This window comes from Streptomyces sp. NPDC001157 (genome assembly GCF_053598255.1).
This window is the reverse complement of sequence record NZ_JBSFJW010000063.1, coordinates 17,274-29,011: the sequence shown is the minus strand read 5'-3', so window position 1 is coordinate 29,011 and position 11,738 is coordinate 17,274. Positions and strand designations below refer to the sequence as shown.

At 68.3% G+C, this 11,738-nt stretch carries 10 protein-coding genes and 2 pseudogenes; 9 read left to right on the top strand and 3 right to left on the bottom strand.

Annotated features, from left to right (window positions below; translation table 11 throughout):
* Positions 1 to 480 precede the first annotated feature (480 nt).
* Positions 481 to 809 (top strand): annotated as a pseudogene (locus ACWDAG_RS46090) (transposase); the annotation flags it as partial.
* Positions 776 to 1,111 (top strand): putative antirestriction adenine methyltransferase, encoded by a 336-nt coding sequence (locus tag ACWDAG_RS46085; RefSeq protein WP_450701574.1) that lies wholly within the window; start codon positions 776 to 778, stop codon positions 1,109 to 1,111. The pseudogene ACWDAG_RS46090 and the gene ACWDAG_RS46085, both read left to right, overlap by 34 nt.
* A 109-nt stretch (positions 1,112 to 1,220) precedes the next feature.
* Here ACWDAG_RS46085 and ACWDAG_RS46080 read toward each other — a convergent pair whose 3' ends face one another.
* Positions 1,221 to 2,189 (bottom strand): helix-turn-helix domain-containing protein, encoded by a 969-nt coding sequence (locus ACWDAG_RS46080; RefSeq protein WP_450701573.1) that lies wholly within the window; start codon positions 2,187 to 2,189, stop codon positions 1,221 to 1,223.
* A 129-nt stretch (positions 2,190 to 2,318) separates the two neighbouring features.
* On the opposite strand from ACWDAG_RS46080, the gene ACWDAG_RS46075 reads away from it, so the two are divergent.
* Positions 2,319 to 3,356, top strand: coding sequence for a saccharopine dehydrogenase family protein (locus tag ACWDAG_RS46075; protein ID WP_450701572.1), 1,038 nt, complete (start codon positions 2,319 to 2,321; stop codon positions 3,354 to 3,356).
* A gap of 124 nt (positions 3,357 to 3,480) precedes the next feature.
* Here ACWDAG_RS46075 and ACWDAG_RS46070 read toward each other — a convergent pair whose 3' ends face one another.
* A complete protein-coding gene (locus tag ACWDAG_RS46070) occupies positions 3,481 to 3,774 on the bottom strand; it encodes a hypothetical protein (protein WP_450701571.1) in 294 nt (97 codons plus the stop codon).
* Positions 3,775 to 4,140: 366 nt separating this feature from the next.
* Here ACWDAG_RS46070 and ACWDAG_RS46065 point away from each other — a divergent pair, with 366 nt between their 5' ends.
* From ACWDAG_RS46065 to ACWDAG_RS46055, 3 genes are all read left to right on the top strand, one after another.
* The gene (locus tag ACWDAG_RS46065; protein WP_450701570.1) at positions 4,141 to 4,827 is read left to right on the top strand and encodes a hypothetical protein; all 687 of its coding nucleotides are present in this window, start codon (positions 4,141 to 4,143) and stop codon (positions 4,825 to 4,827) included.
* 75 nt (positions 4,828 to 4,902) lie between these two features.
* Positions 4,903 to 5,067 carry a transposase gene (locus ACWDAG_RS46060; protein WP_450701569.1) on the top strand — a complete coding sequence of 55 codons (165 nt, stop codon included), beginning with the start codon at positions 4,903 to 4,905 and terminating at the stop codon, positions 5,065 to 5,067.
* A gap of 710 nt (positions 5,068 to 5,777) precedes the next feature.
* On the top strand, positions 5,778 to 6,668 hold the full coding sequence (locus tag ACWDAG_RS46055) for an SCO6745 family protein (protein WP_450701568.1): 891 nt from the start codon (positions 5,778 to 5,780) through the stop codon (positions 6,666 to 6,668).
* Positions 6,669 to 6,705: 37 nt separating this feature from the next.
* On the opposite strand, the pseudogene ACWDAG_RS46050 reads toward ACWDAG_RS46055, so the two are convergent.
* Positions 6,706 to 6,816: pseudogene (locus tag ACWDAG_RS46050) on the bottom strand (IS5/IS1182 family transposase); the annotation flags it as partial.
* Between the two features lie 1,492 nt (positions 6,817 to 8,308).
* Between ACWDAG_RS46050 and ACWDAG_RS46045 the strand changes: the two are divergent.
* The 3 genes from ACWDAG_RS46045 to ACWDAG_RS46035 all read left to right on the top strand — a co-directional run bounded on the left by ACWDAG_RS46045 (position 8,309) and on the right by ACWDAG_RS46035 (position 11,695).
* On the top strand, positions 8,309 to 9,289 hold the full coding sequence (locus ACWDAG_RS46045) for a LysR family transcriptional regulator (RefSeq protein ID WP_450701567.1): 981 nt from the start codon (positions 8,309 to 8,311) through the stop codon (positions 9,287 to 9,289).
* A gap of 146 nt (positions 9,290 to 9,435) precedes the next feature.
* Positions 9,436 to 11,037, top strand: coding sequence for a M4 family metallopeptidase (locus tag ACWDAG_RS46040; protein ID WP_450701566.1), 1,602 nt, complete (start codon positions 9,436 to 9,438; stop codon positions 11,035 to 11,037).
* Positions 11,038 to 11,203: 166 nt separating this feature from the next.
* Complete coding sequence (locus ACWDAG_RS46035; RefSeq protein ID WP_450701565.1) at positions 11,204 to 11,695, top strand: hypothetical protein; 492 nt, start codon at positions 11,204 to 11,206, stop codon at positions 11,693 to 11,695.
* Positions 11,696 to 11,738 lie beyond the last annotated feature (43 nt).

Here is an 11,738-nt window from a genome sequence, read left to right as displayed (position 1 = left end):
CCCACAACCCGACACCAGCGTGGCCCCCACCCATAACCAGACCAACGAGCGAACTGGCCAACAGTCACGACAAGCACCGTTGCAGTATTAGACCGCGTTTGAGATCTGGCGTGTCCCGTTGCGGAAGTGGTCGTTGAGCTGGCCGTGACCGGTACGGGGGGTATCCGTCGGACCTGACGGATGAGCAGTGGACGCTGGTGGAGCTGCTCCTCCCACCACCGCGTACGGGGCCAGTTCGGCAAACGCATCCCGCGGGACATCCCGCTGCAGCAGACTCATTGCTACGGCCTTCGTCCTGGTCAAGTGCCTCTGTGACGGAGCACAGGATCAGGCGAAGGCCGCTCTCACGTCAGACACTCAGACGAAGACGTCAGCAAGTTCGAGGCTGTGTTCTACCACGGGCGACAACGTCAAGCTTGGACCGTGTCCTACGTGGTGAGGCGGACGTGGACCCGGTGTGGGGCGGGGAACGTGGAGTTGGAGATGCACATCCTGTCGGACGTGAACGGACTGCCCCTCGTCGTCGGCGTCTCCGCTGGCAACGTCCACGACAGCGAAGGGCTGAAGCCCATGGTGGAGGGTCACCAACGCAACACGACCCCTGCCGCAGCCGGTAGTTCAAGCCTCAGCGGCTCCATGCGGACAAAGCGTACGACGTTCCCCACCTGCGGAAATGGCTGTGGAGTAAGCACATCGGCGTACGTATCGCCCGCAAAGGAGTCGAGTCCGGTGAACGATTAGGGCGTCGCCGCTGGGTGATCGAGCGGACGATGTCGTGGCTGTCCGGCTACCGGCGCCTCAGTCCCCGCTGTACGAGCCGCTGTCGGACGCGGACCCGGTCGATGTGCTCGGCGCGATTACGGACCTGCCGTACTGGCTGACAGCCTCCAACCACGACGTGCCCGAGCTGCGCCCCTACCTGCGCGGGGTGATCAAGGCGATGCAGCGCGCCGCTCCCTTCCACGTGTACGCCAGCGAGGCGAGGACCCGGATCGTGGCCCCGCGCTATCCGATCGAACCGGTGAAGGCTCCCCGCCTGAGCGGGTGGGAACCGCGAAGCGAGGGCGCGCTCGACGTCCCCCAAGAGTGCTCTCCGCGCGAGCGGAGGTGAACCGTCTGGAAGTTCTTCGGCAGTGGTGACAGTAGCCAGTTGAAATTCCCCATCGGCGGCCAGGAGGTGGGGAGCCCACTGGCCGTCGATGGCTACTGACCGTGAAGTGTCAGCTTGCGTCATGCGGGCTCGGGACTGCCTCTTGGGGGCGGAAGGTGCGGCGGTAGGTGTCGGGCGGGACGCCGACGCTGCGGTGGAAGTGGCGGCGCAGGGTGGTGGCGGTGCCCATGCCGGTGGCCGTGGCGATGGTGTCGACGGTGGCGTTGGTGGTTTCCAGCAGTTCCTGGGCGTGGCGGATGCGCTGAGTGTGGAGCCACTGCAGGGGGGTGGTGCCGGTGAGGTGTTTGAAGTGGCGGGCGAGGTGGCGTGAGCTCATGCGGGCCTGGCGGGCCAGGTCCTCGACGGTGAGCGGTTGGTCCAGTCGTTCCAGCGCCCAGGGGAAGAGTCCGCCCAGGGGGTGGTTGCCGGGCTCGGGAAGGGGGGTGGCGATGAACTGGGCCTGGCCGCCGTCGCGGTGGGGTGGGATGACCAGGCGGCGGGCGATCTTGTTGGCGTTGGCCGAGCCGTGGTCGAGGCGGACCAGGTGCAGGCACAGATCCATGGCGGCGGCCTTGCCCGCGGAGGTGAGGACGTCGCCGTTGTCGACGTAGAGGACGTCCGGGTCCACGGTGGCCGCCGGGTGGCGCCGGGCCAGTTCCCGGGTGTGGGCCCAGTGGGTGGTGGCGCGCCTGCCGTCGAGCAGTCCGGCCGCGCCCAGGACGAAGGCGCCCGTGCACAGCGAGGCCACGCGGGCGCCGGCCTCGTGGGCGGTGCGCACCGCCTGGACCAGGTCTGCGGGCGGTTCACGGTCGGTGTCGGCCCAGCCGGGGATGATCACCGTGTCGGCGTGCGCGAGATGGTCGAGTCCGTGGTCGGGCGCCAGACGGAAGCGGTCGACGTGCACCGGACCGCTTCCGCAGACGGAGAAGTCGTACCAGGGGTCCACGATGTGGGTCAGGTCGGCGCCGAAGATCTCGATGGCCACGGACAGTTCGTAGTGGAGCATGCCGTCGGTGACGGCCAGCGCGACGGTGGGCATGTCCGAAACTGTACGCGTCATGTCGTTTCCGACGCTCGTGCGGGGTGCTGCCACGAGGACAGGATGTGCGTGTCAGGTCGCGGCGGATCGACATCGCGGCGGGTGTTCCAGCGCAACGGGGGCAGTCTCATGGGCTCAGGTCAGCAGGTGGCGGTGTTCGGCGCCTACGGTCACACCGGGCGGTTCGTGGTCGCGGAGCTGGCCGCGCGCGGATACATCCCGGTGCCCTCCGGGCGCAACGCCCAGGCGGTGCGGGAGCTGGCCGACGAGCACGGCCTTGAGGCCAGGGTGGCGTCGGCCGAGGATGCGGCGTCGCTGGACCGGGCCCTGGCGGGCGCGGTGGCGGTCATCAACTGCGCGGGTCCCTTCGCGACGACCACCGGTCCCGTGATCGAGGCCGCGCTCCGTGCGAAGATCCCGTACCTGGACGTGGCCGCCGAGCTTGAGGCCAACCTCGACACCTTCGCCCACTACCAGGAGCGGGCCCGGGACGCGGGAGCGGTGATCGTCCCGGCCATGGCCTTCTTCGGCGGCCTCGGCGACCTGCTGGCCACCGCGGCGATGGGCGACTGGACCGCAGCCGACGAGGCCCACATCGCCTACGCGCTCAGCAGCTGGCACCCCACCGCAGGCACCCGCCTGTCCGGTGCCGTCTCCCGCGAGCGCCGGGGCGGCGTCCGCCTGCGCTACAGCGGCGGCCAGTGGGAGCGCCGCACCGACGCCCCGCCCGCCCTTCAGTGGACCTTCCCGGAACCGATGGGCGTCCGGGAGGTGATCGGCGAGTTCACGATGGCGGACGTCGTCACCGTTCCCCAGCACCTGTCCATCCCCGACGTGACCACCTACATGACCGTTGAGGCGGTCCGCGACGTCGCCGCCCTACACACACCGGCCCCGACCGCCGCCGACCCGAGCGGGCGCTCGGACCAGACCTTCCTCGTCGACGCCGTCGTACGCTCCGGCGGAGTCGAACGTCGGGCCACGGCCGGCGGCCAGGACATCTACGCCGTCACCGCACCCCTCGTCGCCGAGGCCCTCGAACGCGTCCTGACCGGCCGCACCAGGACTGTCGGTGTCGCCTCCGCCGGCGAGATCTTCGACGCACCGGACTTCCTGCACGCACTCGCCCCGTACATCGCACTCGACCTCCACCCGCAAGGCGCCTGACCGTGACGCTCCACGACGCAATACCGTTTCCGGATTCCCCGAAGGGGACTCCACCACGTCTTCTGAGCGCAAGCGCGTACGCACCCCCGGAGATTCGCCGAGTCTCCGCTACGATCACCGAGAGTCACATTCCAACGGGCCGTACGTGGGCAATCTTTCGCAGTTCGGCGAGGGTGTCGCCGAGGACGCGGGCGCGCACTGTTCCTGGGCGCGTGACGCGTTCGACGGTCATACGGGAGAGAACCGGGTCGCCGTAGGGGGCGTCCGAGCCGAACAGCGTGCGGTCGGGTACTTCGTTGATCGCCAGTCGGACCGCGAAGATGATGCTGGCCGTCGACAGCTCCAGGAACATGTTCGGGGTGCCCCGTACCACCTCGATTGCGGTCAGCCAGTGCGCGCCGCCTAGTTGGCTGATCACCAGGGGAACTGCCGGATAGCGGTCGCGAGGCCGGCCAGGGTGGTCAGGTCGCCCTCGGTGGTCGGTGCGGCTCCGTGCACGACCACCGGGAGCTGGCCGTGACCGGCGGCTGCGCGCAGGACCGGCTCGATCCGGCTGGCTTGGCCGGGTGGCGCCTCCCAGCTGCCCGGACCGCTCGGCCCGATGCCGGCCGACGCCAGGCCGGAGCAGGCCGAGAGCTACTGCCACACCTGTCACTCCAGGTGGCACTTACGTGCAGCGTTCGGCCCTGACCAAGCGTCACTCGACGGTCGGCGCGTGTGTGTGAAGTGCGTGGTGTGCACGCACACTTGGGAGGTATCGGTTTTCGGAAAGGACAGTGCATTCATGGGCCTGACCCGTCGGCTTCTCATGCTGCTCATCGCACCCCTGCTCGCCCTGATGGCGGCGCCGCTGGGGACCGGTTCGGCAGTCGCCGCACCGCAGGCGAAGACGATCTCGATCGCCCAGGCCCGCGGCCTGCCGGTCGGGACAGTGGTCACCGTGGCGGGCTCGGTGACGACTCCCTCCGGTGCCTTCGAATCCAGCTTCGGCGACAAGGGATTCGGGCTCCAGGACAGGACCGCCGGTATCTACGTCAGCCTGCACAGCGACGTGCATGCGTACCCGTATCGGCGCGCACGCATCACCGGCACGCTGCGGGACAGCTCCGGACTGCTGACCCTGGTCCCGGCCGATCCTTCCGATGTCGAACTCGGTCACAAGGGCCGGCCGGTGAAACCGGAGCGGGTCGGCACCGCCGGAGTCGGAGAGGCCACCGAGGGGAGGCTCGTCAAAGTCGTCGGCGGGATCACTCAAGCACCCACGAGCGACCTCCCCTATGGGTACAAGCTGTCCGTCGACGACGGTTCGGGCCCCGTGCCGGTCTTCGTCAATGTGCAGACCGGCATCGACGTCTCCGGCCTGAAGCAGGGGCAGAGGGTGCGGGTGATCGGCTTCAGCAGCCAGTTCGGCACCCACTACGAAATCGATCCGCGGTCGCCGCACGACATCGCGGTGGTCGGGGCCGACTAGGTCCTGTCTGGAGTTCGGATCACGATTCGGTGGATCGTCTGCGTACCGAGGCCCGGTCTTGACGGATCGTCAGTCATGGCGCGAGGCGATCTCACCGACGAGCAGTGGGCCCTGATCGCGCCTCATCTCCCGATCGCCGCAGTCGGGCCAATATCCGACCTGCGGAACTTCAACGCGGTGATGTGGCGCTTCTGCACCGGCAGCCCTTGGCACGACCTGCCGAACGAGTTCGGGCCCTGACAGAGCACTTACGACCGCTTCCGCATCTGGGTGGGGCAGGGAGCCTTCCAGCAGTTGATGGAGGCGTTGATCCCCGAAGCAGCCGCGCGCGTGAGACCGACATGGGCCTGGTCAGCGTGGACTCCGTGACGTCTTGGGCCCATCACCACGCCGCCGGGATGATCCTCGACGCGGAGCAGTTGGCAGCCCTGGAGGCGGCCGTCGAGTCTGAAGCGGGGGCGCCCCGAAGGAACAAGAGCCGCGACAGGGACAGTCCGACGCCGACGGCCGCGCTGAACGGCGCCGGACCGTGGATCAGCGCGGATCGCGGCCCAGCGCGCCTCCTCGCCCGCGGCGGCGAGGGTGCCGATCAGCCGGGAGACCGTCCCGCAGCCGCCTCGGACGCCTCGCCGAAGCGCATGCCGCCACGGGCTGCCCGGCCGGCTCGGCGGCCCAGCGTTCTGTGGCCGCCGCCGTCGGGCATGCGGCCGAGTTTCTTGACGGCCGAGCCACCTGATGGTGCGTCAGCCCCATCAGGGCCCGCACCAACGGTGTCGCGTACCGCGGATGGATTCGCCTCTCGGTCAGGAGAGAACTGGTTGCAGGGCGGTAGCCCCTGGAGCCGCTCTCCGATAGCGTACCGACTAGACGGTACGAATGGGTGTGTCCCACGCGCCGTCGCGTGCTCGATGAACAGCAGTGCTTCATCCGCCACAGGACGGCGACCCCTCATGACGCAGAACACGGACCGCGACAGACTGGCCCTCGCAGCACGCCAGACCTGGAGAACCCTTGAGCCCTACCACGGGGCCGTCTACTTCTCGCCCGAATCCTCAGGCAAGTACGCCGAGTTGGGCGTGGACGCCAGGACGGGGTACTTCGCGTCCCGCTCCGCCGCACTCGGCGCCGCTCCGGCGGATCTGGTCATTGCCACGTTCTACAACTTCAATCCCCAACTGGTGCGCCGAGCCATACCCGCGGCATGGGAGGCCGCCACACCGCAGCAGTTCACCGCCGCCCGGCTCGCAGGGATCGACGCCACGCTCCGCCGCATCCTCGGCGCGGACATCTCCTCACCGGCACTGGCCCGCGCAGCGGACCTGGCCCGTACCGCTGCTGAAGTAGCCGTGCGCCAGCCACAAGGCCGCCCGCTCTTCGCCGCGCACGCCGCACTGCCGTGGCCGAGCGCACCCCACCTCGTGCTCTGGCACGCGCAGACTCTGCTGCGGGAGTTCCGTGGCGACGGTCACGTGGCGGCACTACTGGCTGCCGGACTGAGCGGGCTCGAGGCTCTCGTCACGCACGCCGCCACAGGCGACATCGGCGCAGAGGTGCTGCGCGACTCGCGGGCATGGACGCCGGAGCAGTGGGGGCAGGCCGTACAGAACCTGCGCGAGCGCGGATGGCTCGACGATGGACCCCACCTGACCTTGACCGAGGACGGTATGCGGCGCAGGGCGGAGATCGAGCACACCACCGACAGACTGGCGGCCCTCCCTTACAGCACGCTCGGCCCTTCCGCCTGCGCCGAACTTCGTTCACTGGTGAGGCCGTTCAGCCTTGTGGTGGCCAAGGAGCTCTTGCCCTGGGCAGTCGACCGCCTTAGCAAAGAGAGCACATGAGAGACAGAGCGAGCCCGGTCGACGCCGGACTCGGTTAGGCCCGGCAGTCATTGCGGCTGCCGGGCAGGGGCAGGTCAATCACCACCACCAGGCGGCTGTTGGCGTCGATCACGACCTGCAGGTTGGTCGAGAAGCGATAGTTCTTCGTCCACGAACACCGGCAGACGATCGGCAGGGCGCTGAAGTCCAGCCGTCGTACGGCTTTCTCTCCGACCCTGCCGTACAACTCGGGCCGCTCGTGTACGCGGGCCCGACTGACGAAGAACAGATCCACTACCCCTCCGGCTGAGAGAACTCACAACCATCGGAGTAACGACAGATCCCGCACGCGGTGCTCAGCGCCCCTACAAGGCCGCTCTTTGGTGAGAGCGTCAGGAACTACCACGAGAAGTCGTGGGCGTGGATGCGGAGATGGCCGTTGCGGATGTCGTCATGGATCTTCTGGGCCTCGTTGGAGATCTCGCGGATCTCGCTGCGGGTGCACCAGGGCATCGGATCGTTCGCCCAGATCCATTCCTCGTCCGTGGACCCCTGGAGCCGAGGCGTGATCTCTAAGGTGATGCCTTGAGCGGACAGGTGTTGGGCTGCGTCCTTGGCCCAGAAAACCGCCTGGTCGCCCGCACCCTGGAGACCCGATGGGAGACGAAACTCGCTGCCCGCGCGGAGGCCGAGTGGCCCCTGCAAGCAACCGGCGGCCCACGCTCCGGCAGGGCCGCGCGCAGGGCGGCGATGGTCGGCGCGTATGACAAGACCGCGCGGTCCGTGACCGTGCGTCCGTCTCCCGCCGAGTGGTGGTCCGCCGTATGTAGGTCGCTGCTGTCGATCGTGGCTGATTCGCTCTTTCTTTCCCCGAGTGAGCGGCAATACCCACGGCACCAAGGGTCGAACTGACGTACGTTCACTCCCTGTTGGCCAGGGCTCGACAGGGGCCAGTTCGTGACCCCTGTCTCACGGAGGGACCACACGCACAGTCTGAGACACACGCTCACAACCTTGCTGACCACGATGGCCTTGGCGCTGCTGGGGACCTCAGCAGCGCAGGCGGCGCCCCACGCCGACTCGATGACAGTCGACACCTGCGTAACGGACGCTCCGACGCAGTCCCCTGACGCCATCTTCAAACGGCTGAAGGCCGGTGAAACTCCCGAGGCCGTGGGATTGATCAAGCGGCACAGGACGATCACGAGCAACGCCGTCCGCAGGAACGGTCCGGCGTCCCTTCGAGGGGATGTACCCAATGCCAGAGCAGGAGAAGTCAGGGCGTCCGGGGCTCAGCTGGCCCCCGCCGTCACGGACGTGCCGAAGAGGACGATGACGCTCGCGGAATGCAAGGCGCATACCGCCACGGACGCCAGTATGTGGATCCCATCCCGCTTCGGATGTGCGAATCGAAGTGGTTCGCTGCCAACTGGCACATCAACGGGAGAGAGGCCGGCTTCTTGCCCGGTGAATCATGCCGACATATGCAGACTGGCACCATGATGCCGGTGCAACGTCGCAGCGTTCGCACGGAGGTTTTACCGTTCCGTGGTTGCCGCTCCGACGGGTCCGTCAGATTCTTGGTCACCATGCCGTCGGGCAGCTGGTTCTGCTGGTCACGGGGGGTGCGTAGGTCCCTCCGCGCTGAGCGGGGAATGGTCATGCACCTCGAGTTCCGGCACCTGCGTGTCCTGCTCACCGTCGCCGAAGCCGGCAGCATCCGCAAGGCCGCCGCACGACTGCAGCTCTCTCAGCCGGCCACGAGCGCTCAACTGAAGCGGATCGAACACGAGCTGGGCGGCCCGCTCTTCATCCGCAGCTCCGACGGGGTGACGCCGAACGAGAACGGACAGTACGTCCTGCGCTGCGCCCGAGACCTCGTCGTCGGCTTCGACCGGCTGCGCGAGTACGCGCGCTCGGCGGCCGAAACGGACAGACAGGCCACCGCCCCGCTGAGGGCGGGCGGAACCGCCGGCCCTCTGGTGTCCCTGCTGCTCTCCGCCCTCTTCGAACTCGTCCCGGAACGCCGGCTCACCATAGATGCCCGCCGCTCCGTGCACACCCTGCTGAAATCGCTGAGCCTGTCGAAATGCGACATCGCGGTCTTCGGTGAGTTCCCGGGCTTTCCCCTTCCGGTCGGCGAGTCGGTGACGACGCGCACACTGCTCCGCGAGCCGGTCTTCGTCCTGCTTGCCGAGGACCACCCGTTGGCGCGCCAGGAGATGGTCAGCCTCCATGAGCTGGCGGGCGAGGAGTGGGTCATGCCGGAGGCCGACGAGAGCGGAGTGCACGCGTACCTTCATCTCACCTGCCAGTCAGCGGGATTCACTCCCCGCATCGCCCATGTGACGCCGGACCTGTCCGTGGCGCAGATCCTGGTCGCCGGCCGTCGTGCCGTCTGCGGCGTGTGGCCGACCGCTGATGTCTCCGCCCAGGGCACCGTGCAGCGTCCGCTCGTGGACGTCCCGTTCCACCGGCGGTTGCTGCTGGCCTGGAACACGGCATCGGTTCCACCCGAGCTCGCCGACGCGGCGTGCGAGCGTCTGCTGGCTGCCTATCTATCGCTGGTGCGGCAGCGGCCGCAGTATCTGACCTGGTGGGAGAACGGGGGAGAGGGATTCGCTCTCGGCGAGCGCAGGTGACCGGCCGGGCCACGGGTTCCCGTGCCCTATAGCTCCGCAGTTATATCCCAGATGAAGTCACGTCAGGGACATGTCACTTGTTGAACACTTCGCGTCAACGTCCAAGGACGTCGTCACCCCACGACGAGCGAAGGAATCACCCCGTCATGTCCCGTCCTTTTCTTGCCCTTTCCGCGATGGTCGCCGCCGGCGTGATCACCACGGGTGCGATGGCCATACCCGCGCACTCGCAGACCGATGCAGTGCAGCACAGAACCTCCGTCCGCGACACGGCGATATCCCAGGCCAAGGCGAACGTGACCCGGCACGCCGACACCTTCGGGTTCGGCGCGGGCCAGACGCTCCATGTGAAGGACGTCGTGATCGACGCCGACGGCACCCAGCACGTCCGCTTCGAACGGACCTACCGCGGCCTCCCCATCGTCGGCGGCGACTTCGTCGTCCACCAGAAGGCCGACGGCTCGCTCAAGGGATCCACCCGCGCCAAGGCCCACAAGGTGGCGCTCAAGTCCGTCACTCCCGCCGTCGCCGCCAAGGGCAGCGCGGCCAGCGCCCTGAAGCGCTCGCACGGATTGGTGAGCAACGCCAAGTCCACCCCCGAGCTGATCGTGTGGGCCGCCGACGGCACCCCCCGCCTGGCCTGGCGCACCACCGTGCAGGGCCTGGGCGACAAGGGCCAGCCGCACGGCGAGGTCTTCGTCACCGATGCCACCACCGGCGCGGCGATCGAGAACTACGACGCCGAGCGCGAGTCCACCGGCACCGGCCACTCCGAGTACACCGGTGACGTCGGCATCGACACCACCCAGCAGGCCGACGGCACCTTCGCCCTGATCGACCCGGTGCGCGGCCACATCACCAAGGACGCGCACAATCTCTCGTCCTCGTCCCTGAAGAGCTCCTCCGGGACCCTGTTCACCGACGCCGACAACATATGGGGCGACGGCAGGAAGTTCTCCACCGACCGAGCCACCGCCGCCGTTGACGCGCACGCCAACACGGCGGAGACGTTCGACTACTACAAGACGACCTTCGGCCGCAACGGCATCAAGAACGACGGCCGCGGCGCCACCGTCTTCGTCCACGTCGGCACCAACTGGGACAACGCCCAGTGGTCGGACTCCTGCTTCTGCATGATGACCGGCGACGGCGACGGCACCACCGACCCCGAGCAGGTCGACCTCGACACCATGGGCCACGAGATGACCCACGGCGTCACCTCGGCCACCGCCAACCTGCGCTACAGCGGTGAGTCCGGCGGCCTGAACGAGGCCACCAGCGACATCCTCGGCACCATGGTCGAGTGGTACGCCAACAACCCGATCGACACCCCCGACTACCTCTTCAGCGACCAGTCCACCCCGCCGTGGCTGCGCCGCTTCGACAAGCCGTCCCTGGACGGCCGCTCCGCCGACTACTGGTCGAAGTCCGTCGGCCGGCTCGACGTGCACAACTCCTCGGGAGTCGGCAACCACTGGTTCTACCTCGCGAGCGAGGGCAGCGGCGCCAAGACCATCAACGGCGTCTCCTACAACAGCCCCACCTACAACGGCTCCACCGTCACCGGCATCGGCAACCAGAAGGCCTCCGCCATCTGGTACCGGGCGCTGACCGTCTACATGACCTCGACCACTGACTACAAGGGCGCCCGCACCGCGACGCTGAACGCGGCGAAGGACCTCTACGGCGCCACCAGCCCCGAGTACGCCACCGTGGCTGCGGCCTGGAGCGCGGTCAACGTCCTCTGACCCAGCGGCGAACCGCCTGATCCGTTGGAGCCGGCCCGGACGACGGGGACTGCCATCGCCGTCGCCCCGGCCCCGGCGTTTCCAGCGGGTCGGGGAGACACACGGGGGGTGGGCGCGCGTGATGCGCGCCCACCTCACGGTGCGTGTAGGCGGTGAAGGCGAGCGCATGGAGGTTCGTCAGCCCGGACGGTTCGGCGTACGGCTCGTCGAGGACGGCGACAGCAGAGGCGGTGAGGTCCGCGCCGAGCAGGGACAGCCGGTGTCCGGTGCCGAGGTCTTCCATCGGCTCGGGGAAGCCTCCGAGGGTGCGGGCGGCGGGGAGGTGGACGGCTACTACCCGCTGGGCGAGACGGTGCCGGTACACAAAGCGATGGGCCGGGACTGGGCGGAGGTTGTCAACCGTACGGACAAGCGGGGCCGGCGCCGGGTGGTGGGCATGGTCTACGAGGTCGTCGCCTTCCAGGCCCTACGCGACCAGCTCAAGTGCAAGGAGATCTGGGTGGTCGACGCCGACAAGTGGCGCAACCCCGACCAGGACCTGCGGCACGGTGGCTCACCTCTCCTACCACGGGAGGTGCGCTCCCTGCGCGCTCCGCCACCGACTGCACGACATCCTCAGCATCGACGGCCAGCTGCGTCCGAGGCGCAGCCAAAATGAGCGCGGCTTGGCTGCGCACGGTACTCGCGCGGCCACGTCGGCG

Excerpts from the sequence above, each read along its gene's own strand:
- ACWDAG_RS46040 (WP_450701566.1), top strand. The coding sequence starts at position 9,436 with ATGTCCCGTCCTTTTCTTGCCCTTTCCGCGATGGTCGCCGCCGGCGTG.
- ACWDAG_RS46065 (WP_450701570.1), top strand. The coding sequence starts at position 4,141 with ATGGGCCTGACCCGTCGGCTTCTCATGCTGCTCATCGCACCCCTGCTC.
- ACWDAG_RS46045 (WP_450701567.1), top strand. The coding sequence starts at position 8,309 with ATGCACCTCGAGTTCCGGCACCTGCGTGTCCTGCTCACCGTCGCCGAA.
- ACWDAG_RS46035 (WP_450701565.1), top strand. The coding sequence starts at position 11,204 with ATGGAGGTTCGTCAGCCCGGACGGTTCGGCGTACGGCTCGTCGAGGAC.
- ACWDAG_RS46075 (WP_450701572.1), top strand. The coding sequence starts at position 2,319 with ATGGGCTCAGGTCAGCAGGTGGCGGTGTTCGGCGCCTACGGTCACACC.
- ACWDAG_RS46055 (WP_450701568.1), top strand. The coding sequence starts at position 5,778 with ATGACGCAGAACACGGACCGCGACAGACTGGCCCTCGCAGCACGCCAG.
- ACWDAG_RS46080 (WP_450701573.1), bottom strand. The coding sequence starts at position 2,189 with ATGCCCACCGTCGCGCTGGCCGTCACCGACGGCATGCTCCACTACGAA.
- ACWDAG_RS46060 (WP_450701569.1), top strand. The coding sequence starts at position 4,903 with ATGGCGCGAGGCGATCTCACCGACGAGCAGTGGGCCCTGATCGCGCCT.